General features: G+C 43.0%; 23 protein-coding genes and 4 tRNA genes. 22 read left to right on the forward strand and 5 right to left on the reverse strand.

Annotated elements, in window-relative coordinates; genetic code table 11:
* Positions 1–134 precede the first annotated feature (134 nt).
* The 4 genes from ychF to rpsR all read left to right on the forward strand — a co-directional run bounded on the left by ychF (position 135) and on the right by rpsR (position 2,484).
* Entirely contained in the window at positions 135–1,232 is a 1,098-nt protein-coding gene (ychF, locus tag MM817_RS07775) for a redox-regulated ATPase YchF (RefSeq protein ID WP_241713391.1), read from the forward strand.
* A gap of 175 nt (positions 1,233–1,407) precedes the next feature.
* Positions 1,408–1,695, forward strand: a complete 288-nt coding sequence (gene rpsF, locus MM817_RS07780) for a 30S ribosomal protein S6 (RefSeq protein ID WP_241713394.1) — start codon at positions 1,408–1,410, stop codon at positions 1,693–1,695.
* A gap of 34 nt (positions 1,696–1,729) precedes the next feature.
* A complete protein-coding gene (gene ssb / locus MM817_RS07785) occupies positions 1,730–2,218 on the forward strand; it encodes a single-stranded DNA-binding protein (RefSeq protein ID WP_241713396.1) in 489 nt (162 codons plus the stop codon).
* A gap of 35 nt (positions 2,219–2,253) precedes the next feature.
* A complete protein-coding gene (gene rpsR, locus MM817_RS07790; protein ID WP_241713398.1) occupies positions 2,254–2,484 on the forward strand; it encodes a 30S ribosomal protein S18 in 231 nt (76 codons plus the stop codon).
* A 123-nt stretch (positions 2,485–2,607) separates the two neighbouring features.
* Here rpsR and MM817_RS17250 read toward each other — a convergent pair whose 3' ends face one another.
* Complete coding sequence (locus MM817_RS17250) at positions 2,608–4,434, reverse strand: two-component system sensor histidine kinase NtrB (RefSeq protein WP_241713400.1); 1,827 nt, start codon at positions 4,432–4,434, stop codon at positions 2,608–2,610.
* 158 nt (positions 4,435–4,592) lie between these two features.
* Here MM817_RS17250 and MM817_RS07800 point away from each other — a divergent pair, with 158 nt between their 5' ends.
* From MM817_RS07800 to MM817_RS07880, 17 genes are all read left to right on the forward strand, one after another.
* Positions 4,593–5,516, forward strand: coding sequence for a DUF2232 domain-containing protein (locus tag MM817_RS07800; protein ID WP_241713402.1), 924 nt, complete (start codon positions 4,593–4,595; stop codon positions 5,514–5,516).
* A 109-nt stretch (positions 5,517–5,625) separates the two neighbouring features.
* Positions 5,626–6,072, forward strand: coding sequence for a 50S ribosomal protein L9 (rplI, locus tag MM817_RS07805; RefSeq protein ID WP_241713412.1), 447 nt, complete (start codon positions 5,626–5,628; stop codon positions 6,070–6,072).
* A 33-nt stretch (positions 6,073–6,105) separates the two neighbouring features.
* On the forward strand, positions 6,106–7,443 hold the full coding sequence (dnaB, locus tag MM817_RS07810; protein WP_241713413.1) for a replicative DNA helicase: 1,338 nt from the start codon (positions 6,106–6,108) through the stop codon (positions 7,441–7,443).
* A gap of 6 nt (positions 7,444–7,449) precedes the next feature.
* A complete protein-coding gene (locus MM817_RS07815; RefSeq protein ID WP_241713414.1) occupies positions 7,450–8,046 on the forward strand; it encodes a hypothetical protein in 597 nt (198 codons plus the stop codon).
* Positions 8,047–8,189: 143 nt separating this feature from the next.
* The gene (locus tag MM817_RS07820) at positions 8,190–9,473 is read left to right on the forward strand and encodes an adenylosuccinate synthase (RefSeq protein ID WP_241713417.1); all 1,284 of its coding nucleotides are present in this window, start codon (positions 8,190–8,192) and stop codon (positions 9,471–9,473) included.
* 64 nt (positions 9,474–9,537) lie between these two features.
* Positions 9,538–9,610 (forward strand) — tRNA-Lys (locus tag MM817_RS07825).
* A gap of 4 nt (positions 9,611–9,614) precedes the next feature.
* A tRNA-Glu gene (locus MM817_RS07830) sits at positions 9,615–9,686 on the forward strand.
* 35 nt (positions 9,687–9,721) lie between these two features.
* Positions 9,722–9,797: transfer RNA gene (locus MM817_RS07835), tRNA-Val, on the forward strand.
* Positions 9,798–9,800: 3 nt separating this feature from the next.
* A tRNA-Asp gene (locus MM817_RS07840) sits at positions 9,801–9,877 on the forward strand.
* A gap of 129 nt (positions 9,878–10,006) precedes the next feature.
* Positions 10,007–10,711 (forward strand): response regulator, encoded by a 705-nt coding sequence (locus MM817_RS07845; RefSeq protein ID WP_272879838.1) that lies wholly within the window; start codon positions 10,007–10,009, stop codon positions 10,709–10,711.
* A 12-nt stretch (positions 10,712–10,723) separates the two neighbouring features.
* Positions 10,724–12,511: an ATP-binding protein gene (locus MM817_RS07850; RefSeq protein WP_241713429.1), complete on the forward strand. Its 1,788-nt coding sequence runs from the start codon at positions 10,724–10,726 to the stop codon at positions 12,509–12,511.
* Between the two features lie 2 nt (positions 12,512–12,513).
* A complete protein-coding gene (gene yycH / locus MM817_RS07855) occupies positions 12,514–13,827 on the forward strand; it encodes a two-component system activity regulator YycH (protein ID WP_241713431.1) in 1,314 nt (437 codons plus the stop codon).
* 4 nt (positions 13,828–13,831) lie between these two features.
* Positions 13,832–14,692 (forward strand): two-component system regulatory protein YycI, encoded by an 861-nt coding sequence (gene yycI, locus MM817_RS07860; protein WP_241713433.1) that lies wholly within the window; start codon positions 13,832–13,834, stop codon positions 14,690–14,692.
* Positions 14,689–15,534, forward strand: coding sequence for an MBL fold metallo-hydrolase (locus MM817_RS07865; RefSeq protein ID WP_241713436.1), 846 nt, complete (start codon positions 14,689–14,691; stop codon positions 15,532–15,534). Before yycI ends, MM817_RS07865 begins: the two co-directional genes overlap by 4 nt.
* 176 nt (positions 15,535–15,710) lie before the next feature.
* Positions 15,711–17,006 (forward strand): S1C family serine protease, encoded by a 1,296-nt coding sequence (locus MM817_RS07870; RefSeq protein WP_241713437.1) that lies wholly within the window; start codon positions 15,711–15,713, stop codon positions 17,004–17,006.
* Positions 17,007–17,055: 49 nt separating this feature from the next.
* Positions 17,056–17,520, forward strand: a complete 465-nt coding sequence (rlmH, locus tag MM817_RS07875; RefSeq protein WP_241713440.1) for a 23S rRNA (pseudouridine(1915)-N(3))-methyltransferase RlmH — start codon at positions 17,056–17,058, stop codon at positions 17,518–17,520.
* A gap of 39 nt (positions 17,521–17,559) precedes the next feature.
* Positions 17,560–19,068 (forward strand): carboxypeptidase M32, encoded by a 1,509-nt coding sequence (locus tag MM817_RS07880; RefSeq protein ID WP_241713442.1) that lies wholly within the window; start codon positions 17,560–17,562, stop codon positions 19,066–19,068.
* 93 nt (positions 19,069–19,161) lie between these two features.
* On the opposite strand, the gene MM817_RS07885 is transcribed toward MM817_RS07880, so the two are convergent.
* Positions 19,162–19,815 (reverse strand): SGNH/GDSL hydrolase family protein, encoded by a 654-nt coding sequence (locus MM817_RS07885; RefSeq protein ID WP_241713444.1) that lies wholly within the window; start codon positions 19,813–19,815, stop codon positions 19,162–19,164.
* A gap of 255 nt (positions 19,816–20,070) precedes the next feature.
* Between MM817_RS07885 and MM817_RS07890 the strand changes: the two genes are divergently transcribed.
* Entirely contained in the window at positions 20,071–20,556 is a 486-nt protein-coding gene (locus tag MM817_RS07890; RefSeq protein ID WP_241713446.1) for a hypothetical protein, read from the forward strand.
* A 91-nt stretch (positions 20,557–20,647) separates the two neighbouring features.
* On the opposite strand, the gene MM817_RS07895 is transcribed toward MM817_RS07890, so the two are convergent.
* From MM817_RS07895 to MM817_RS07905, 3 genes are all read right to left on the reverse strand, one after another.
* The gene (locus MM817_RS07895) at positions 20,648–21,466 is read right to left on the reverse strand and encodes a hypothetical protein (RefSeq protein WP_241713448.1); all 819 of its coding nucleotides are present in this window, start codon (positions 21,464–21,466) and stop codon (positions 20,648–20,650) included.
* A 68-nt stretch (positions 21,467–21,534) separates the two neighbouring features.
* Positions 21,535–22,731: a pyridoxal phosphate-dependent aminotransferase gene (locus MM817_RS07900; protein WP_241713450.1), complete on the reverse strand. Its 1,197-nt coding sequence runs from the start codon at positions 22,729–22,731 to the stop codon at positions 21,535–21,537.
* Positions 22,732–22,788: 57 nt separating this feature from the next.
* Positions 22,789–24,852: a transglycosylase domain-containing protein gene (locus MM817_RS07905; RefSeq protein WP_241713452.1), complete on the reverse strand. Its 2,064-nt coding sequence runs from the start codon at positions 24,850–24,852 to the stop codon at positions 22,789–22,791.
* Positions 24,853–24,882: the final 30 nt, after the last annotated feature.

Consider the following 24,882-nt stretch of genomic DNA (forward strand, 5'->3'; position numbering starts at 1 on the left):
ATAAATGAACCTCCTTTTTATACGGGTGTAAGTAGTTTGGCATAAAGCACAGCTGCTTATCCAATATTATGCGTGATTTGTACAACTCATTATGGTGCTTAAAAAATAAATGAGTAATATAAGGAGTGAAGTTAATGCCGTTAAAGGCAGGTATTGTGGGTCTTCCTAATGTGGGTAAATCAACTTTATTTAATGCAATTACAAAAGCTGGAGCAGAAGCAGCCAATTATCCTTTTTGCACGATTGAACCGAATGTTGGTGTTGTAGAAGTGCCGGATGTAAGACTGAAAGGATTATCAGATATTGTCCATCCTGCTAAAATTGTTCCCACCACATTTGAGTTTGTGGATATTGCTGGATTAGTGAAGGGAGCAAGTAAAGGGGAGGGATTAGGGAACCAATTCCTTGCACATATTCGTGAAGTGGATGCAATTGTGCATGTTGTTCGGTGTTTTACTGATGATGACATCACACATGTAGAGGGTAAGATTGATCCACTTTCAGATATAGAAACCATTGATTTAGAGCTCATATTTGCCGATATGGATTCAGTGAATCGAAGATTGGATCGGCAACGCAAACAATCAAAAAATGGTGACGCAAAGATACGAGAAGAAGTAGGTGTATTAGAATTTATTTTACAAGCATTAGAAGAAGGAACGCCTCTTCGCCGTTTAGAGTTAAGTAATGAACAGAATGAATTTCTAAAAGATTTACATTTACTTACTCAAAAACCTGTTTTATATGCAGCCAATGTAGCAGAGGCTGAAGTTGCACAGATGGATCAGCCCCTTGTTACAAAAGTGCAGGCATTGGCAGCAACAGAAGGTGCTCAAGTGGTAATGATTAGTGCAAAAGTGGAGGCCGAGATAGCCGAGCTTGGTGACGAAGATCGGGAATTATTTTTAGAAGAACTTGGTTTGATAGATTCGGGATTAGATCGGCTCATTAGAGCTTCCTATGATTTGCTCGGATTAATCACCTATTTTACGGCAGGAGTGCAGGAAGTTAGAGCTTGGACGATTCGCAAAGGAACGAAGGCACCGCAAGCAGCAGGTGTCATTCATTCTGATTTTGAACGAGGGTTTATACGTGCAGAGGTCATTGGTTATGAAGATTTTGTAAGAGCAGGGTCACTTGCGAATGTTAGAGAAGCTGGTAAGCTTCGCTTAGAAGGTAAGGAGTATGTTGTAGGTGATGGTGATGTCATGCACTTCCGATTTAACGTGTAGAATGAACTAGGTTTTATTATTCTTGGGATGGCAGGACATGTATAGCATTGCATAAAGATCTGTGGTATAATTATCTGATGTGAGAACTTTTGTTCCGCAAATGTATATGTAGACGGGACAACCTGCCGTCCTTGCTCCGTAATAGGGGCCTTATGTCCATAAGGAGGTGAATGATATGCGCCAATATGAAACGCTTTATATTCTTCGTCCAGATATGGAAACGGAGAAAACTCAAGAATTAGTAGAGCGCTTTAAGGGCGTGGTAACAAATCACGAAGGAGAACTCGGAGAAGTAAATGAGTGGGGAAAACGCCGACTTGCTTATGAAATCGATGATTTTCGTGAAGGTTACTATGTGCTTATGAAGTATCAAGCGGCTACTGATTTTACAAAAGAATTAGAACGCTTATTTAAGATAAGCGATGACGTAATAAGATATATGACGCTTCGCATCGAAGAGTAGTTTGTAGTTCGAGGGCATACGGGGGGGTCGCTCGATGTTAAATCGAATCATCTTGATTGGTCGTTTGACGCAGGATCCAGAATTGCGATATACGCAGTCAGGGGTTGCTGTAGCATCGTTCACTTTAGCGGTTGATCGTCAACGTGCGAATCAAGCGGGGGAACGAGAGGCAGACTTTATTAATATTGTCGTATGGCAAAAGCTTGGGGAACTGTGCGCTCAATATCTACGCAAGGGCAGGCTTGCTGCGGTAGAAGGAAGGTTGCAGATTCGCCAATATGAAAATAAAGAAGGCCAGCGTGTACGTGTAGCGGAAGTTGTCGCAGACAATGTTCGCTTTTTGGATCGTGGAACGGAAGGTACGAGTGGTTCTGCGGGGGCTTCGGGGCAGTCTACTGGAACTGGTTATGGCAATAGTAGACCTGATTCTGATCGCAGCACTTCTTCCCCGCGTTATCAAGACGATCCATTTGCAGATGATGGTCGATCGATTGACATCGTAGATGACGATTTACCCTTTTAGTGTGTCGCTAGGTTAAGAGAAAAGGGGTGAAGAATATGCCGCGCAAAGGCCGTGGAGGTAAGAGGAAACGCGTATGCCAATTTTGTGTAGACAAGATTACGCTTGTTGACTATAAAGAGGCGAATCGGTTAACAAAGTATTTGACCGAGCGTGGGAAAATTCTACCGCGTCGTATTTCGGGTAACTGTGCTAGACATCAACGGCAAGTTACTGTGGCTATTAAACAGGCTCGTCAAGTAGCCTTAATGCCATATACGATGGAGTAGTATGAGTAACTAAGCGAGTATTAAGTCGTAGGAAGTACGATTTTTTTGCATGAGAAACGCGCTATGGTTTTTCACAAGATGTGAAAAACCATAGCGCGTTTCTCTATTTTTTCTTCATGTAATTTAGAGTAACGTGCTATGGTTTGCATGGAGAGGGAGAGAAATATAAAAACTAGTACCTTGATCAATGTGAGATTCTACTTCAATTTCCCCTTGGTGTGCTTCGATAATTTTTTTTGATATTGCAAGTCCAAGTCCGGACCCAGTAGATTTTGTGGTGAAAAAAGGTTCAAATATTCTTTCTAAGTGAAGTGGTGCGATGCCCCCACCAGTATCAGCGATGACAAGGGTATATAGATTATTGTTGGTTTGACCGTATACAGTTAAGGTTCCTCCTTTTGGCATCGCATCTAAAGCATTCTTGCTTAAGTTAAGAAACACCTGTTTCAATTCACTTTTGTTCGCTTGGCATGGTCCAGAAGGCAGTTCAGGTAGGCGAATGATGACACCCTTCATATTAGCTTCTGCAGTGATCAACGGGATTAAATCTTCAACAACATCTTTGATGTCTATGATTTGCCTATCAGCTTGAACTGAATTTCTTGCAAGTGACAAATATTCAGAGATGAGTCCATCTACACGATCAATTTCTTCAATCATAATCATGTAATGATCTTTGCCGCTAGATAGTTGATTGCGACGTCTTTGCAATTGTAAAAATCCACGAACGGTTGTGAGCGGATTTCTGATTTCATGGGCGGTTGAAGCTGCGAGTTCAGCAACTAAGTTAAGGCGATCAATTTTTGCTGTGAATGCCTCCCATTGTTTGCGTGTACTCACATCTTCGCCAAATAGGATGATGCCAGTGGTTCCGACGTCAGTCCATGTATCGGCTGCAATCGAACATTCAATGACCTTCTTTTCTTGCGTAATCGCATGAATGAATGGGATTTCTAGACTGCGGATGGCAGCTCCAGTAAGTAGTTGTGACGAAATCGAATGTAACAGCTCTAGTGGCACTTGGAGACGTCTTGCGATATGCTCGGCCGATATACCAAGAACCTCATCTTCCCGTAGTCCCGTCAACGTGAGAAACGTAGGATTGACTAATTGGATCGTATAGGACTTCGAGACGCTTATAATGATCATAGGCGCATTTTTTATGACCTGATCGATCATAGCTTCTTGTTGGTATAGTCTCTCTCTCATATGGAAGATGGCCTTTGTTAAAGGATCGAGAAGTTGTAATGTTGTGGGAGGAGGTGCCAATGGATCATTGACAAGCAAGTTCACCCAATTAGATACGATTTCTGGCTCGCGCTTCACTTTTCGTATGAGTCTAGAAAAAAATCGAGTACTGCCAATGAGAAGTAAAGCGATTAAAGATGCAAAAAACAGTTGATGATAAAAGAAGGACTGTAGACTCTCTTCAAGAAAGTTTTGACATGCAATGATATAGAGTGTAGCCGTTTGTTTATGGTCTTGCACAATGGGTAAAGTTAATTCGCTAAATGTTGAATGAGGACTATTGTTATCATGTAATATAATCATATGTCCATTGGATTGCAGTTGACTGCTCATGTTATTAGGTGGAGGCTGTATATGGGTTGAAGTAAAGTTGTTACCAGTTACTTGGTCAATAAGCTTGTTCCCTGGATAAGTGACAACTTTGATTTGTAACACATGTAGCGGAGTGCCAGAGAGTATCTGTAATTGATGCTGTAGTAAAGAATGAACGGGAGAAATGCCAGTCTGGTTCTGATTTTCAAGTAACTGAAAGGGTTTAATACTATCCACTATAAAGTGGCCACTCTCCAAAATAGTTGTATTATAGTATTGTTCAAGCATGGTGCGTGTATTTGAATAGTCACTATAGATGAGACTAGCTAAAAGACTGCCAGATATAATAATTACAGCCGCCATACCGACGTTCGCGTAGTTTACTTTCACAGAGGCTACCTCCAAGATGACTTTTACAACGTATATAATGTGATGATGAGTATAAAAGAAATGCGACTGTAGTGATAGAATAAGAAACAGCCATGAGTTTTACACATCACATCTCAGACTTGATGTACAATAATAAAGTTAAATTTATCAGGGAATAGGTGATTGCGCTGAAGCGAACGAATCGTACTGCATGGGGCTCAGGGATTGTATTTTTTATTCTCCTAACCTTTGCGGTATCTACGCCACTGAGCACCCTTGCCATGGTGTTGCTTCCCGTTCCGTTAGTACTATTGATTGCAAAAGGGGAATGGCAACGTGCCGTCATCCATTTGCTAGTTGCGCTAGTCGTGCTAGCTGTTTTAGGATCATTCCTTCAAGCTGTATTGCTCTTGCTATTTGTTGGTAGCTTTGCGTATGTACTTGGCAATGGATTTCGCACTGGACATGTGACGCGTGCGATGATCAATGCTGTCCTTATTTTTATTGGCTTTATTGTCATTGGTCTAGCCTTACTAAAATGGTCGGGCATAGCAATCTTACCACTTCTGATGTCTGAAGTGAAAAAAGCAATTTCAGAGAATCCTAACATTGGTTTGTTAGAAGGTAGTCATTCTGTAGGAACGATCAATCAATTAGTCCAACAAATCAGTCTTTATTTCCCTAGTTTTATCGTGCTGTTCGCGATCGGCTCAACGTTGCTAGATGCAGCTATTACACGTATGTGGTTGCGGCGTACAAGTGATCAATTTCAACCGGTATTTAGCTATTTGAGATTCCCCCCTATGCTTGTCATAATCTTTGGTGTAAGTTTAGTAATCTTGGCTTTTCAACTGTTTCACCAAGAAGCGCTCATATGGACGCTAGCCAATAATGTATTTCTTATAGCGGGATTCCTGCTAGCGCTTCAAGCACTTTCATTGCTTTGGTGGTATGTGAAGCCCAAACCATGGGGGATATTTGTTTTTTTTATTCTCTTTATTTTAAGCTTTATTCCTTATATTAGCCAGTTGTATTTACTGTTAGGTGTTTTTGACATTGTGATGGATTTGCGTTCGCGAATAGATAAAAAACGACAAAAGTAGCCATCAAATGAAGTGAACGTGTCATTCTGGATTGTAAATTTAGCGTTTGGATCTATAATGAAGAGGTAGACAGACTAGCGCTTTTCTTCGGATTTGGAGGAGACTAACGATGAAAGTTGTTTTCAATCAAGACGTAGCCAGTCAAGGGAAAAAAGGAGACGTTAAGAACGTTTCTGAGGGCTATGCCCGCAATTTTTTATTTCCTAGACAATTGGCGAAACCAGCTACACCTGATGTTTTAAAAGAACTTGCACAGGCTCGCGATGTGGAAAAGAAAAAGGAAGAACAGCAGATGATTGCTGCTCGTGAATTATGTTCCAAACTCGATCAATTTACCCTTAACCTATATGTAAAAACAGGAGAAAACAGTCGTGTTTTTGGTGCAGTTACTTCAAAGCAGGTTGCAGAAGGATTATCAGCTGCAGGTTTTCAGATCGACAAGAAAAAAATTGTATTGCATGATGCCATACGAACACTTGGTATGACAGTCGTTCCTATCAAACTTTATCATGATGTTACAGCCCAATTAAAGGTACACGTTCAACCAGAAGTGTAGGATGTATAACGATATGCTGGAGGTGTGAAAGTAATGGCCGAACTGCCATTTGATCGTCTGCCTCCTCAAAATGTAGAAGCGGAGCAAGCGGTTCTTGGTGCGATCTTTTTGTCACCAGATCTGCTTGGTACACTTGCTGAACGTCTTCAAGCAGAGGATTTTTATCGACAGGGACACAAAGTAATTTTCTCTGCTGTATTGGAACTTTCAGAGCGAGGCGAGCCAGTTGATATCGTCACGCTAACTGCTAAGCTACAAGCACAAGGGAAGCTAGAAGAGGCAGGTGGAGTCGAGTATATTATTCGGCTTGCACAATCGATACCGACTGCTGCAAATGCAGAATACCACGCTGAAATTGTGGCAGACCGTGCCATGTTACGGCGATTGATTAGTGTAACAACTGAGATAGCATCGACAAGCTATGCAGGAACGGAAGATGTAGGAGATCTACTTGATCAAGCAGAACGGCGGATATTAGCTCTATCACAGACGCGTTCAGATCGTGGTTTTGTACCGATCCGCGATGTCCTTATGCAAGCCTATGAGCGAGTAGAGCATCTGTATCATCATAAGGGTGCACTTACTGGTGTATCTTCTGGTTATGCAGAACTTGATAGAATGACCGCTGGGTTTCAAAGGTCGGATTTAATTATTCTTGCTGCTCGTCCCTCGGTTGGGAAAACTGCTTTTGCGCTCAACATCGCGCAAAACGCTGCCGTACGATCGGGTGAGACGGTGGCTGTCTTTAGTTTAGAGATGTCAAAGGAACAATTAGTTCAGCGAATGATCTGTGCTGAAGCCAATATTGATGCAACAGTATTGCGTACAGGGCAATTAGTGGATGAAGACTGGACAAAATTATCGATGGGGATTGCGTCCCTGTCTGAAGCGCCTATATTTATCGATGATAGTCCTGGAATTACGCTTGCTGAGATGCGCTCACGCCTTCGTCGATTAAAGCTAGAGATGGGTCTTGGGTTAGTTGTTGTAGATTATCTACAACTGATTCACGGTAGAGGTCGCACAGACAATAGACAGCAGGAAATATCAGAGATTTCTCGTTCTCTCAAAGGGCTTGCGCGTGAATTGGATGTACCAATTATTGCCTTATCCCAGTTGAGCCGTTCAGTGGAACAACGTCAAGATAAACGACCTATGCTATCTGATATTCGTGAGTCGGGAAGTATTGAACAGGATGCAGATGTAGTTGGATTTCTTTACAGAGACGATTACTATGATCCAGAGTCGGAAAAGAAAAATATTGTAGAAGTGATCATCGGGAAACAGCGAAATGGTCCTACTGGCAAAGTAGAACTTGTTTTTCTGAAAAATTACAACAAATTTGTGTCACTCGAAAAAACAGCGCGGTGAGATCGTATGGTAGTACATTCAATAGACCAATTAAATACTGAGGACTCTTCCAATCATCCTTCGAAAGATCAGTGGGAAATAGGCTATGTTTCTAGGCGTATGGCACACAAGAAGCCGCGTTTGACCTTCATGTGGGTTATTGCCTATTTGCTGTCACCACTCGCGCCTTCTCCAAAAGTTGTAGAGTACTTTCATGCCAATGCAGTCAAAGCACCGCGTCAACGAGAGTATTTGGGAAGATCTAGTTCGGTGCGTAGAGGGAGACGGTTGCGAAAATTACGCTGGCTACGTTTTGTGAGGGGTATGAGACGTGCTGTGTATATGACCGTTTTTCTGATGATTGTTGTAACCGTTTCTTTTTGGGCAAAATGTGCAGTTGTATATGATGTTCCAGCGTATATGCAAGTGGGGCAGCTCACACATGCGCAAGCATATGTTGTTTATAAACCATGGTGGTTTGGCCCACCCTTATTCAATTTAGCTAAGTATCCTGTACTCAATCCGATGAATCCGGAACAGTCACTTGCAATGCAATTACAACAGTATAGTGAGATTGTCGATAATCCCACTATTTTGTATGTGGTGGTTCCCAAAAACGGATAAACCGAACGTTATATATAATTACAAGGGTTATTGTTCGTAATTTATGATTGACACACTGTTTGCTCATTGCTACACTCAGGGAGGCTTTTATGGATGCCACCTGTCTCAAGAGCTCGATTGAGGATTCTTAGGAGAGATGCTAAATGGCGACTGTCGTTGTAGTTGGAACGCAATGGGGAGACGAAGGCAAAGGTAAAGTAACGGACTATTTAGCTGAACAGGCAGAAGTAGTCGTTCGTTATCAGGGTGGTAATAATGCAGGTCATCAGATTCGCTTACAAGGACAAAATTTTGATCTGCACTTGCTTCCTTCAGGTATTTTATACAAAGATAAACAATGCATTTTAGGGAACGGTATGGTCATTGATCCAAAAGCATTATTAGACGAGATTGACTATGTAAAAGCGCTTGGAATTGAAATGGGACAATTGGCTATCAGTGATCGTGCGCATGTAGTCTTACCTTATCACATCCGCATTGATGAGCTAGAAGAAGAACGTAAAGGTCAAAGTAAGATTGGCACCACACGGAAGGGTATAGGCCCTGCCTATATGGATAAGGCTGCTCGGATTGGGATTCGGATGGCTGATTTACTTGAGCCAGAAGATTTTAAAGCCAAGTTAGAACAAAATTTGCTTGAGAAGAACCAATTATTTCGTCAATATTATGGTTCAGATGAATTTTCTCTTGAGGACATTTTTGCTGAGTATTTTTCATATGGTGAGCGCCTGAAAGAATATGTGATGGATACGTCAGTTGTGCTTGATGATGCACTTGTACGCGGTGAAAATGTCTTGTTTGAAGGTGCTCAAGCTACGATGCTTGACCAAGATCACGGCACCTATCCATATGTAACTGCATCAAGCCCAGTTGCAGGAGGAGCAAGCGTAGGTACAGGTGTTGGTCCATCTAAAATTGAAAAGGTTGTCGGAATCGTAAAAGCGTATAATACACGTGTAGGTGAAGGCCCATTTGTGACGGAGCTCGCTGATGAACTAGGTGCAAAGATTCGAGAAGCTGGGCATGAATACGGAGTGACGACTGGTAGACCACGTCGAATTGGGTGGTTTGACAGTGTAGTGACACGTCATGCGCGCCGAGTCAGTGGGATTGATTTTATTGCTGTAACGAAACTAGATATTTTAACTGGGTTGGATGAACTGAAGATATGTGTGGGCTATAGGTTACGTGGTGAGATAATTACTCATGTCCCCGCGAGTATTTCGGCATTGCGGGAATGTCAACCGGAGTATGAAACTTTACCTGGATGGCACGAGGATATTGCCGACGTGCATGCATTTGATGAGTTGCCTGTAAATGCACAGAATTATTTGCGGCGTCTGGAAGAATTGACTGGAGCTAAGATTGCATTATTTGGCACTGGGGCCGATCGCGATCGCATTGTTGAGATTTTGAAAGTTTTTTAGAAATAAGCATGTTAAGACTTGCAAAGTGCGCGTGAACGTGATATATTATCTCACGTGCTCTTTTGAGCCATTAGCTCAGCTGGTAGAGCACCTGACTTTTAATCAGGGTGTCGCTGGTTCGAATCCAGCATGGCTCATCGTGGCCCCATGGTCAAGCGGTTAAGACACCACCCTTTCACGGTGGGAACAGGGGTTCGAATCCCCTTGGGGTCATTGCTGCTTTAAAAGCAGCGAGCAAGGTAAAAGAAGGGCGATTAGCTCAGTTGGGAGAGCACCTGCCTTACAAGCAGGGGGTCGGCGGTTCGAGACCGTCATCGCCCACCATATGGAACTGTGGTGTAGTGGCCTAACATGCCTGCCTGTCACGCAGGAGATCGCGGGTTCGAATCCCGTCAGTTCCGCCATAATGAGCGTGGTATCATCATCATAAAGATGAGGGTATCACGCTCTTGTTATTTTAGGATAGATTACATACCATATACATGTACCCTCTTTTCGTACATAAGAGTCTCTACAACTCGAAAGGTTGATGGATGATGCATCATATATTAGTTGTCGACGATGAAGAACCAATTGCGGATATCTTGCGTTTTCAGCTAGAAAAAGCCGGATATCGCGTTACTGTAGCAGAAGATGGAGAAGTAGCTGTGCAGTTAATAGAAAACCAAGCGCAGGCGATAGAACTCGTTCTGTTGGATCTTATGTTACCTAAAAAAGACGGGTTTGAGGTATGCAAAGAGGTGCGACAATTTTCTAATATACCTATTATCATGCTAACGGCTCGTGATGCAGAGTTAGATAAAGTGCTTGGATTAGAGCTTGGAGCAGATGACTATGTTACCAAACCGTTTAGTGCGAGGGAATTACTTGCCCGTGTAAAGGCAAATTTGCGTCGACAGATTTCTGTACAAGATGATGGGGATGTAAGTCGCAAAGAGCAGCTCAGTTTTAATGGATTGATGATTGATCCAAAAACAATGCAAGTGTTTCGTGATGGCATTGAAATTGTGTTAACTCATCGTGAATTTGAGCTTCTTTTATACATGGCACGTCATCCAGGCGTTGTTTACTCGCGAGAACAACTTTTACAAGATGTATGGGGCTATGATTATCTTGGAGATGAGCGAACGGTAGATGTGACTGTACGGAGATTGCGAGAGAAATTAGAACAAGATCCTAGTAACCCCGTGTTTATTTTGACACGTAGAGGAGCAGGATACCTCTTTCGTCGGACATAGGTGAAGCAGATGATGTGGCAGAGTGTTCGAACGAAGTTGACCATCGTATATTTACTGCTTATTTTATTTGCGATGGAGTTAATTGGGGCCTACTTTATTCAATCGTTGAATCGTTATTTTGTTGACAATTATACAAAAACGATTACGCATGAAGCGCAACTTTTGGCTAATGTAGTAGGACTTCCTTTATCGTTAGGTCCTGCACATAGCAAACATAACTTGCACAGCATCTTGCAGCCTATTTCAGAGATTTCTGGTGCAACTGTGTACATTCTTGATAAGGATGGCATTGTGATTGGAACATCAGGCAATCCTTATATCACAGGTCAAAAGCGAGTTGATCCTGAAGTAACTGGTGCATTATTGGGGTTAAAGACTGAGGAAATTGCAGTAAATCCTCAAAATGGCCAACGGTATTTGTATCTCGCTGTGCCGATTCGCATTCATAGCAGAATTAAGGGAGCAGTGGAGTTAGTAGCACCCATGAATTCGATCTATCACTCGATCTCCCGAGTCATTATTATATTTGCTACTGGTACCCTTCTTGCACTGGTTTTAACTGCAGTGTTAGCAGGAATTATTGCTCGAACGATTACAGGTCCCATAACTGCGATTACGAGAACAGCCAGAGCGCTGGCTGGAGGGGATTTTGATCAAGTGGTTGAAATCTACTCGAATGATGAAATTGGAGAATTAGGTGCCACTTTTAATATGTTGACACGCCGATTAAAGCAATCTTTGTTGAGTACAGAACAGGAAAAACGGCGATTACAAGCAGTCATGTCTACCATGAGCGATGGCGTCATTGCTACAAATGGTCATGGCAATATTTTATTGATTAATCCTGCAGCCATGCATTATTTGCAGGTTGATCAATCAATTATTGGGAATAAACTATCCGACTTACTGCCTGAAGTATTTACTCGCGAGTCCGCACAGATTGTTGAAGTGCATACAAGGTTTCTAGCCATATCGATTATGGCCCTCTATCCGAAAGAACGATCGAATCGCATCGTATCAGAGGAACTAGATGCAGAATTTGAAGAGAAAAATGGACATGTCTATGTGATGAGAGATGTAACAGAAGAGACGATTCTAGAAGCATCGCGCAAACGATTTGTTGCAGATGTTTCACACGAGTTGAGAACGCCTCTGACAACGATTAAAAGTTATGGAGAAGCACTTCTTGAAGGAGCAGTTGAGGATGTGGAATTAGCGAAGAACTTCCTGCAAGTGATCAATCGGGAAACCGATCGCATGATTCGGTTAATACGGGATTTGTTGCAGTTATCGCGTTTTGATTCAGGGTATGAAGTTTTGCGAAAAGAAGTCATTTCCACAGAAGAACTTGTTCAACGTTTGGCAGAACGCTTTGCGTTAATTGTTTTTCAATCCGAAGTACAGTTCATAACAGAAGTAGAAGAAAATGCATTAGTTCAAGTGGATCGCGATAGGATTGATCAGGTTCTCGATAATATAGTATCCAATTCTTTAAAGTACACGCCAAAGCATGGGACGATAAGTATACAAGCAGAGGTTGATTCCTATCCTGAACACGTCGTTCTGACGCTAAAAGATACGGGATCAGGGATTCCTGCACAAGAACTGCCACATATTTTTGATCGGTTTTATCGGGTAGATAAAGCTCGCTCTCGGCAGTTGGGGGGGACTGGCCTTGGCCTTTCTATTGCTCGGGAAATTATTCAAGCACATGGTGGAACCATTGATGTGCATAGTGAGTTTGGAAAAGGAACTAGGGTAGTCATCACACTTCCGCGCTATGAGGGGGATCGTGAGTAGATATGAAACCACATCGCCTGAAGGAAAACATAAAAACATTTGCGTTAACCTTACTGGTCATTGTCAGCGTCGTTTTTTCTGTCATCGTGTGGAATGGAACTCCGACTGACGTCGTGGTAGGGCGATCACATTTCTTCTCAAGTCCCCTATATGGTCATGAGCGATTGGTGAGCGATTTTGTTAAGCCAAGCGCGATATGGATTTGGACCAATGACAATGAGTTGTTTCGGTTAAGTGGGGAGAGCCAAACCGCACAAGCTATTCTGGAATCACTGCAGCAGGCACAAGTGCAATTTCAAGGTGTGGTAAATGAAAGCACATTTATCCTGCCGCCTTCTCACGGTCCATATATTGCACTTGATTTTGGACAATTGTTATCAGATGGTTCTCTGTGGTCCTATGCGCTGCCCACGTTTAATGCAAATGGCGAATCCTTTGCAAGTGGTCTTATTTATTTAACTCCAGGTCCTGGATCAGGCAAGTGGTCAGTATATTTTCAGACGCAAGAAGGAGTATACCGTATACAATTGACAGGCGTTTCAACAGATTTAGCAAGTGCATTAACGCCAAACGATGAGTCAGTTCCGTATGCGCAACTGACTTTTGATCATCAGATCGTGAATCTACCCTATGATTCACTAACGATGCGTACACAGACTTGGATTCTTGCTGATCCTTCACCCATGCCTATTGTTAATTCATTTTTTAGGGATCCCTCTCTGATTCAAAGCTTATCGATCAATCCCAAGACTTCTGTATATACAGATGGTACACGTGAGGTTCAACTGATTCGACATTCGTTGGGATTTGAACTGTATTATCAGGCACCTGAGTTCCCTCTGCAGGGATATCATGAGACTTCATACGAGGCGCTTTCTGAAGCAGTTCCCTTCCTCGATAGTCACGGTGGATTCGTTGGACATGAGGTTTTACAGCAAGTATTGCAATATCCGAAGTTAGGGAAGGTGCAATTGCTGTTTTGTGAAGAAGATAACGGATGGCCACTTTTTAGTGAGTTAAATCGCATTGCCATCCATTTAACCAATGGGGAAGTTAGCCAAGTACAAAGGTTATTGCCCTATTTGCAGTCTGAAGTAGCCGAGCAGGAGGTGCACATTCTTTCAGGTGCGCAGCTATTGCAAGTGTTAAAATCACTGCACCTGCAAGATGTACATTCAATTACCTTAGGATACGGATCAAAATTAGAGACTCTCAATGAGGTACAATTGGTGCCTGTATATCGGGTAGTCAATGGCACAGATATACTGTATTTCAATGCACGAACGGGTAAGTTGTTTCACGGAATGGGGATGTGACACCATGGACTTTGGAAAAGTTAAAACGCTACTTATTATTGTGTTTTTCGCGCTTAACTTATTTCTGGTTGACCAGTGGTGGACGTTACAAAATGCAGTGGGGATATATCAGGAACCGTATTCAGATCAATTAGCCAACGTCAGAAGGTCACTGGCTTCTCATCATGTCCTAGTGAAGGCTATTGTTCCGTCTGGTGAACCTGCTGTGATGACGTTACTTGCTGCATCTCATATGCATGACACGTTTAAAGCTGTGGCTGCTTCAGCGCTTCAATTACAACCAAGCCAAGTGATTTCCTATGAAGTGAATGCTCATGAGATCAGGCTTCCATCTGCAGTTTTTATTGAAACTCAATCAGGTGTTTTGCAACTCGTGTTTAGTACATACGGTAAACCTACCCTGTCAACGCGTTTCCCAATTCTGGATCAACTAAAACGATGGCTTGCTTTGCGAGCGTACCATTTTGGTGAGTATAAGTTTATCAGGTGGGAGTATATGTCGGGCCACCAGATAGCAGTATTTGACCAACAAATGGATGGATATTGTATGTTTAACGCCCAATTAAAAGTCACACTCATGAATGGAAGGATTCTAGGATATTCCCAAAAATATATATCAGTCATTCCTGTGCAACAGCCGCGTTCTGTGATTAGTGCGGCTAATGCATTGCTTGCAGTTTCACTTTTTATGGACAAGGCACAGGTAAACGAGGATAATACAATCCGAAGTGTTGTTTTGGGATATGATTCGCCCATTCAACTGCCAAAGGTCTGGATCCTGACGCCAGTATGGTGGATACAATCGGATCTCGGGACTTTTCAAGTGAATGCCTTTACGGGTGAAGTGGGAGTTGGAGAAAATTGAATTCAACTGAGCTGCAGTTTAGTATTTTAGCGAGCGGCAGTACAGGGAATGCGGTCTTTGTAAGGTCTGGTTCAACCAATATTTTAATCGATGCCGGTGTAGGAATTCGTCAACTGCAGGCAGCCTTCTCTGACATAGAGATAGACATGGAGACACTTGATGCAATTATTGTTACACATGAGCACAGCGATCATGTAAGAGGACTGGCATCGCTTATGCGCAAATGTTCAGTTCCGATCTATACGTCCCAAGGAACGTGGAGTAAGATTGTTCATTTTTGGAAAGACGAAGAACAGGTAATCGCTCGTATGATACGAGCAGATATACCTTTTTCTTTAGGAGAGTTTGTACTTGAGCCCTTTGCTTTATCTCATGACGCAGAAGAACCACTCGGTTTTAGTATATATGCCAACGGTAAAAAACTTGTGTTAGCGACCGATCTTGGCTATGCTAGCGATCATATTCGGAGTGTCACTCAAGGTGCACATGCGTATATTTTAGAGGCTAATCACGATATTGATTTACTGAGAACCGGACCTTATCCATGGCATTTAAAGCGCCGAATTTTAGGCGATAAGGGACATTTATCTAATGATAGTGCTGGTGATTATTTATGTGATGTGGTTACGGATGACACTGCATCAGTGTATTTGGCACATTTGAGTAAAGAAAATAATCGTCCAACTTTAGCACACAAGGTGGTTCAGCAATCCATTGCACATCTCCCCGTCGTTGTCGAGCGGGGTCTTAAGTTATGTGTAACCTATCCTGATCGACCAACTCAGCTGGTTACTTCATCGGGGCCTGAAAAGCTAGAACAAATGATACAAGATATTACTTAGTGAACAGCAATGAGCAATCAATGATTATGAACTCGTAATTTTGGTTAGTATGTGACAATAGCAAGTTAAGGTTATGTGACATCGATAAGAAATGGATTGAGTTGATTTATAGTTAATGGGTATAATTTGTCTCAGCCGGTGTAATTACGCCATTAGCAGGATGAGGAGGAACCGAAATGGGTTTTTATGATGACGGTCAGTTTCGAAGTGCTAAAAATCGCGGGCCGGGTTCAAGCTCACTACTAAGGTGGATAGCAGTAGTCGTTGTATCTGCAGTGATTGGATCAGTCACTACGATGGCTGCAGTTCCGATGATGATTGAGGCGAATATCATTGCATCACCCACTGCTGCAAATGCCAACCTTGAAAATATGAGTTATCACAACTTGCAACCTGTGACTGTTCAGATCAATGATGCTGTGGTGCAAGCAGTTAAGAAAGTTCGCCCATCTGTTGTAGGGGTAGTCAATTATCAAATGATGGCGAATGCCGGAAGTACGAGTACATCCTTGCAAGAAGAAGGGGTTGGCTCTGGAGTCATATTTAGCTCCAAAGGGTATATCGTCACGAATTATCATGTAGTTCAAGGTGCGACAAAGGTCGAAGTGGTAATTCATAAAAAGTACCATGTCTATGCTACGGTGGTGGGGTATGATCCGTATACGGATCTCGCCGTGCTAAAAGTCCCATCATCTTATATTCAACCAGGGGATGTTGCTCAGTTTGGAAATTCCGCTACTTTACAAGTTGGCGAGCCCGCAATTGCTATCGGCAATCCAGCAGGGTTGGACTTTGCAGATACGGTGACCACAGGGGTGATCAGCGCGACACAACGTACCATGCCAGTTATTGATGAGGCCACTGGCAACGTGATCGGGGAACAGACGGAATTGCAAACAGATGCAGCGATTAATCCAGGAAATAGTGGGGGCCCATTATGTAATATTTTGGGTCAGGTCATTGGCATTAATAACTCAAAAATTGTTGCGCATGGATTTGAAGGTATGGGTTTTTCGATACCCATCAATGAAGTTCGCACCATAGTCGATCAAATTTTAGCAACTGGTCATGCGACTCATGCTGCCATTGGGGTTGAAGGCGAATCACTATCAGCTGTGCCATCGGAATATCAACCTAATGTTCCAGTAGATTATGGTGTCTGGGTTGTTAGCGTAATGAGTGCAAGTGCGAAGGCAAGTGGGTTAGAGCACGGTGATGTCATTATTGCGGTAGATGGTCACAAGGTGACAGGGATCACATCATTGCGCTCTATTCTTTGGAAGGATTTTCAACCTGGGCAAGTGGTTACAGTTACTGTATATAGAGATCAGCAAAAAGAAAATTTGAAGATTAAACTTGGTGAATTGCCTCCACCGTCCAATACTGCTTCGAGTTCGCCTGCACCAGGGTCTTCTTCAGGAGGAAGTAGTGGCATTAATCCGCTAGATCCATTTGGCGGAGCGGGTAATTAGTCTGGCTAGCGCGTTGAATATCTAACAGATGTAGCAAGGGAGAGCTTTTGTGCAAATCGTGGTAATTGCTGTTGGAAAACTAAAAGAAAAGTACTGGAAAGAAGCGCAGGCAGAGTATCTCAAAAGGTTACTCTCCTACGCTTCTTTATCTATGATCGAAGTCGCTGATGAAGCAGATGATATAGATCCTTCACGTATTCAACAGATAGAGGGTTTGCGAATTCTGTCTAAGCTGAAAGAACGAGATTATGTCATAGCTCTCGATGTGCGCGGAGACACCTATAGTTCAGAGCAATTTGCAGATCAACTTCAATCGGTATTTTCACATGGGCATGGCCGTTACGTGTTTCTGATTGGAGGTTCACATGGATTTAGTACGGCTGTTTTAGAGCGCTCACAGATGAAATTTTCTATGTCAAAGCTGACATTCCCACATCAAATGGCACGCATTATTTTACTTGAGCAAATATATCGGAGCTTTCGTATTTCTTCTGGTTCTCCGTATCACAAATAAACGTGATATGATAGGCATGGACTCAAATAGGAAGGGTGTATGTGCGTGAATCATGAAGAGCTCATCCCGCAGTTTCGATCATATCTTAAGAAGATGGCAGATTATCATAGTGCAATTGCCTTGCTCGAATGGGATGCACGCACGCATATGCCAAAAAACGGAATTGTCGGAAGGTCGCAAGCGATTGCAACCCTGTCAGGTGAAGCCTTCCGAATGAGCGTGTCAGAGCAGATGGAACAGTTTCTTGATCAATTAGGAAGCCACACAGAACAGTTAGACCCCATTACGCTGCGTCTTGTTGAGGAGTCGCAACGGACATTTGATCGCAGTAAAAAAATTCCTCCTGATCGTTATGAGGCATTTGTTGCATTAACATCGGAGGCACAATCTGTATGGGAAGTTGCACGAGAAAATAATGATTTTGCTACTTTTGCACCTTTTCTTGAAAGTATTGTGGATATGACCCGTGAATTTGTCGATGATTGGGGTTATGAAAATCATCCATATGATACGCTTTTGGACCAGTATGAAGTAGGCATGACTGTCTCGATACTAGATGAGCTATTCTCTGGGTTGCGCAAGGACACAGTAAGCTTGCTGAATAAAATCGAAGCAAAACCACATATACACACTGAAATTTTAGAACGATTTTATGATCCGGAGAAACAAAAGGCCTTTAGCGAGTTTATTTTACGCGAGATGGGTTATGATTTTCAGTCAGGTCGTCTGGATGAAACTGCACATCCATTTGCAACAGGTATTGCACCGGGTGATGTAAGGATTACCACACATTATTATCCACATTTTTTTAATGCAGCGATGTTTGGCTCGATTCATGAAGGTGGTCATGCTCTTTATGAACAGGGGATTTCTAGCGATTTGATAGGAACTCCTTTGCATATGGGCACTTCTATGGGTATTCATGAGTCACAGTCGCGTTTTTGGGAAAATACGATTGGACGAAGTTATGAATTCTGGCAATGTTATTATGGAGATTTACAATCCTATTTCCCGGAGTCATTAGGTGATGTAACACTTGATGAATTTTATAGCGCCATTAATGCTGTGCGTCCATCACTGATTCGCATTGAGGCAGATGAAGTTACGTATAACCTGCATATCATGTTGCGTTATGAAATGGAAAAGGGACTCATTGCAAATACTCTATCTGTAAAAGATTTGCCAGAACTGTGGCATGAAAGCATGAAGACTAATTTGGGTGTTACTCCACGAAATGATGCTGAAGGCGTATTGCAAGATGTGCATTGGTCTGGAGGTATGTTTGGATATTTTCCATCCTACGCGTTAGGGAATATCTATGCGGCACAATTTACACAAGCAATTGAGCGAGATTTACCAGATTTTAAGGATCGTATCAAACATGGCCGTTTACTAGAGATTAGGGAATGGCTTGGACAAAATATTCATCAGTATGGGAGCCTTTTAAAACCTGCAGAAATCCTTAAGCAGGCTACGGGTGAAACAATTGATGCTAAACCGTTAGTTTCTTACTTACAACAGAAATTTTCTGGGTTGTATCATTTATAAGAGCCTGCCCCCTTTTTGAACAACCTCTATAAGAAGAGAGAGTACGAGGGAAGCGGGCATGATTAATGCTAGGCTTCCCTCATCTTTTATTGCTTAAGGAATGACAGAAGCAAATGTTTCAGCGATGACCTGATGTCCCCTAGTATTTGGGTGAATGGGAAAGGCAACCCCATTACGGCCTGGCTGGCCCGCGATACCTGTGCTATACCCATCAATGAGTCCTGCTTGGTTGCCTGCAAACGCAGAGTGGATGGGGGCAATGCTGGCACCTGTAGCCTGTGCAGCAGGAATAACTACGATTTCATTGTACGTACTGATAGCAGTCTCTGCGAGTGCTGTTCCTGGATAAGGGTTATAAATGGTGCCAACAGCAAGAGGTGCTTTAGTTTGGCGACGAATGTCGAGAAGCATAGCACGATAGGCGATAACGCTTGCTACTAACGCCTTCTCTATGGCTTGCTTATTGCGTGACAATAAGATGGGTAGATCATCAATGATGTCATCTCCGCCAATAAGCACACAAATAGTCGTGGCTCGATGTAACCCACCGATCCAAGCATCATTATGGTGAAACGCACTTTGTAAGGCAAACGTCGTCATTCCAGATTGACCAAAATTAAAATAGGGAAGAGCAGGATTGTGGTTTTTTTGTGCCGCAAGTGATGCCAGACGAGGTACAAATCCTTGTCCAGGCGGCGCACCGTAACCGGCTGCTATGGAATCCCCATATACCGTTAGATGCCTCATAATCACCGATCCTTTTCTATCAATGTCATTGTGTATCCTATTCCTATCGTCTGTAACACGGTCGGGGCAATTGTGGTTGTACTTTATACGGAGCTAAAAAATTCCACTCGTGCGGAATATAGATGATTATCCGATCTTCTTCAATAGTAAATTTGTATGCCTTTATACCCGATCAGCCCACACGGATATAACAGTGATGTCATATGGTGTACGGTATAGTCTCACTGTTAACCTTGTATGATCGGAGGATAAAACATGCCAAAAAATGTAAAGCGTTCAGCAGCACCAAAGCGCCAAGCAAAGTCGCGCAAACCAGCAGCAGCAGCTGATAAAGCGCGTATGACGGCGATTCAATCGCAAACAACAGGGGCAAGCACGCCTCCATCGGCTATCAATCCAGCTACTGGTACACCAACAGGTTCACTTGATGCTTTGAAGGACAACATTAAGAGGATGGATAAACACAATCTGTTCGACGCATTAAAACGCGTGAAAGAGATGAAACCAGAGCAATGGAAAGATCCAGATGTGGTGCGTGATCTCACACAAAATTTGGCCCAGGATATTGGCGTTAAAGTAGATCCACGTAGAATTGATGCTTTCATGAATGCGTACTCAGATGTTACAAAAAATGCAGGTGAAAAAGGTCCCAATGTTTCAGTCGAAGAGATTGCAAAAAAGTATGGTGGAAGCAATGTGGATGAAAAGACCATCAAAGAAATTAAAAAATTTGTAAAGTAAATGTCACGTCACGCCCATGCGATAGGGGTGTGACTTTTTATGTTCTTATGGCCACTAAGGATCAGATGAAAATAAAGAAGCGGCAGACCAATTACATTGGTCTGCCGTTTGGTGGCATGCCATAAGGAGGCGGAGCTACAGGCGATCCTGAACCAGGAGGGGCACCGTAGGGGAATCCTTGTGGAGGATATGGTACACGAGATACTTGTGTCGCTGATTGTTGCGTTGTATTCGCTGAGGGTGCAGGTAATGCAGGAGCAGGCGTCTCACTAACAGGCGTTATTTCAGATGAGTCAGCAGACTTAGATTCGTCTGATGCACTGTCATTGCCGCCAAGCTTTTTAAATACAGTGTTGCCAAGTGGTGAATTCATGAGCGCCATCAGAATGCTTGTCAGATCTCCAGTGCTAAGATTCTTACCCTTTGTTTCTGATAATTTCTTTAGCACTCCAGATTCCTGAAGTGAGTTGGCGGTAATGAATAAAGTGTCAAGTAAGTTGTCCGCTTGATGTACATACTTCGCTACTTGCTTTGACCAACCACGTAATGTCGAAATTGTATTCATGGATTCTTTGAAATTCTTTGGCGAAAGCATGTCGCCTAGGCCATGTCCAACCGAGTCTGATGGAGTGCTTTTGGTGATAGCCTTAGAAGAAGCTGTCCGTTTCTTTCCAGATGCGTTTTTTTTACCGGCAGGTGCGTTCTTTTTGGCACCTGTCCCAGCGGCTTTTTGTTGCCCTGTACTGCGTGTACGTGGAGTTTGCGCCTTCATCAGTTGTAACTCACGTGTCAAAAGATCCCGTTCACGTGCATAAAATGGCGTTTGTGGATCTAGTTGTTGCAACTGATCTTGTAAACGATGTACTCGTTTTTCGTTGGTTTGTCGTTTTCCATTGGTTGTTTGTGTCATGAGTTACCCACCCCCATATCCATGACATTCTGTCACATCATATGAAGGTGGGAATGGGATGGTGAGGACTATTCTACTTGGTTAAAGAAGGTTTTCAAACGCTTGTTTGCAAGTTCTAATTGGGATAATGAAGTGGCGTAAGATATACGGAAGTTATCTGGTGCACCAAATCCTGTTCCTGGAACCACAGCTATGTGGGCTTCAGTGAGTAAAAGCTCACAGAGGTGATCGACTGACTTGATTACACAGGAATCACCATGTGCACTGGTATATCTCTTTGATACGACCCCTGCAGCATTTGGGAAAACGTAAAATGCACCTTCAGGCTGTATGCACTGAATGCCATCAAATGAACTCATCATAGCTACAACAAAATCTCGACGTGCACGGTATTCTGTTACTGTTTGTAGGTTAAATGTACCGAGTGCACCGAGTGCCGCCCATTGTGATATGGAAGATGGATTGGCTGTTGTATGAGATTGCAAGCTAGACATTGCACGTACCAATTGTTCTGAAGCAGCAACATAGCCGACACGCCATCCGGTCATCGCAAATGTTTTTGAAAATCCATTGACTACAAAGGTGCGATCACGCATACCAGGAAGACCTGCGATGCTTTCGTGTGCCACTCCATAGGTGAGTTGTTCGTAAATCTCATCACTAATGACGTATAAATCATGTTTATTTAATATCTCTGCGAGTGCGTGTAATTCTGAGGACGTATAAACTGCACCTGTTGGGTTGCTAGGTGAGTTAAGTAAGATTGCTTTTGTTTTAGGTGTAATAGCTTGTTCTAGTTGCGTGGGTGTAATCTTGAATTGGGTAGATTCATTGGTTACTAGAGGAACAGGTATGCCATCACAAAGCGCAATTTGTTCCGGGTAGCTCACCCAGTAGGGAGTGGGCAATAAGACTTCGTCAAGTGGATCAAGAATTGTCATAAAGATATTAAAAAGTGATTGTTTAGCACCAGTAGAAACAATGATTTCATTGGCAGTATATTGGAGATGGTTCTCTTCCAAAAGTTTTTTTGCGATAGCTTGACGGAGTTCCACGATGCCATTTACTGCCGTGTACTTTGTGAAATGTTTGGTTATCGCTGAGATTGCCGCAAGTGATGCTTGATCTGGCGTATGAAAGTCAGGCTCACCTACACTGAGATTAATCACGTCCACGCCACTTGCAATGAGTTCCTTGGTCTTTGTATCAATCGATAGCGTAGCTGAAGGAGAAATGCTACGCGCGCGTTTTGATAAATTGAGCATATTCTCTCACACCCTATGTCTAAATAGTTACGCTTTATTGTAGCATACACAAGACACTTACCTTCCTATGAGATGCCAAAAAGATTGAATCATTTGTTGCATGCGTTGTCCAATGCCGATAGTCGGCTCAGGGTGTAGCATACAGCTACTCAATGGCTCTGTATGAGCAGCAAAAAAGTCTTGTTCTACTATAGGGCATTGTGATGTTGCTCTTTGCCCCGTTTGTGGGTCGATTCCTACTTTACTTACCCCTGTAGGTTGAATAAAGGAACCTTGTGGATTCTCTGCAAATGCTGCCTTCATAACAGATGCAAAGATTGGAGCGGCTATGTGTGACTCGACAGAATTGATGGGGCGCATATGGTCATAGCCTACCCAGACTGCACAGACAGTGTGTGGGGTATATCCAACAATCCAGGCATCTGTATCAGTTGTGCCTGTTTTAGCCGCGACAGTACCTGGAATCATGTGTTTTACACGATAACCAGTTCCTCCGGGTTGCATAACACTTTGTAGCATGTCAGTCATGATATAACAGGTGACCGGAGACTCTACAAGTAATTTAGATGGAGTGGCTCGTGCTAGATAGTGACCCGTTGGATCGGTAATTGCCGTGAAATAATGCGGTTGTACAAGATATCCCCCATTAGCAAAGACAGCATAAGCTCGCGCTAATTCATAGGCAGAGACAGGAAATACGCCTAGTGCGAGAGAAGGATAGGGATGCATATTGTCAGGTAAGCCAAACCGATTGGCGACATCGATCACTCGCTTGGGACCAACATGTAGATTTGTACTGACTGCAAATATATTGTCAGAGTGTGCAATGGCTTGTTTCATGTCAATTTGACCGTAAGAGTAGTCCTCAGCAAAATTGTGTACAGTGTATGCACGAGTGCCATCGTAGTGAAAGGTAGTCGGTGCACTTTTCATGTGCATAGCCACTGTGTATCCGTTATCGAGTGCAGCAGTATAGACAAATGGTTTAAATACAGAACCAGGTTGTCGCATAGCATGAACGCGATCATATGGGCTTGCAGTGTAATTTTTTCCTCCAGTGTATGCTTTAATAGCTCCAGTCGTGGGATCCATGACGATTGCAGCTACCTGTAATCCACTTGTTGCAGGCATATCGCGTGAAATAGCCTGATCAAGTGCTTTTTGCAATGGGATATCAAGTGTCGATCGAATAGAGAGGCCACCGCGATAGAAAGCACCTTTTTGTACATGTAGCGTGTCTTGTGCAGCCGTTGCAGCTGCATCCATAAAATATGGAGCAAACACTTGTTCATGTGTGCGGTGTGCAAAATGGAGTGGAGCAATAAAAGCGGCGTGTGCTGCACGTTGCGTAAGATATCCAGCGCGCACCATGGCTTGTAGTACTTGCTTTTGACGCTCTTTTGCTGCGACTTCATCGATAAATGGAGAATAAATGCTAGGTCCTTTTGGTAATCCAGCGAGAAGTGTACATTGTGCAAGGTCTAATTGTGTAACGGATTTTCCGAAATACAGCTCTGCTGCAGCTTCGACACCCGTTGCTCCATCCCCGTAGTAAATGACATTGAGATAGTCTGTTAAAATTTTTTGTTTAGAATAATGCCACTCTAGATCTACTGCATACAGTGCTTCTTGAAGCTTTCTCCATAGCGTGCGATCACTTGATAAAAATAAATTTTTAGCTAATTGCTGCGTAATTGTGGATCCGCCTTGCACGATATGTCTGGCGCTAAGATCAGCCAATAGCGCGCGCCCAATCCCTTTGAAATTTAATCCGCGATGGTGATAAAAGGAAGCATCTTCTACGGCAATGGTCGCTTCTTGTAAGGCTAATGGAATATCGCTTAGAGGGACTTCCATGCGCGCGGATTGGTCAGAAAGTTGTCCGATCACTTGACCATCTTGAGAAAGGATTTGAGAAGGAGCAACGAGTAATGACGGTAATGGCATGTGATGCAGAGTATATCCGATACCTGTTCCAATGCCGATCGTGCCAAGAAAAGCATAGGAGATCATGCGAGTACCGTGAGTCCATGGTTTATGGTGTTGTGTCCACCATTTTTTAATAAGCTCTGGTTGATGTTCAATGGGTGGTCTTAGTAAGGCTTTTGGAGGTTTGCTCACAGGTTTATTTCCCCCCTCAATGTATGTTAC

It is taken from the genome of Sulfoacidibacillus ferrooxidans, assembly GCF_022606465.1.
Lineage (GTDB): Bacteria > Bacillota > Bacilli > Alicyclobacillales > SLC66 > Sulfoacidibacillus > Sulfoacidibacillus ferrooxidans.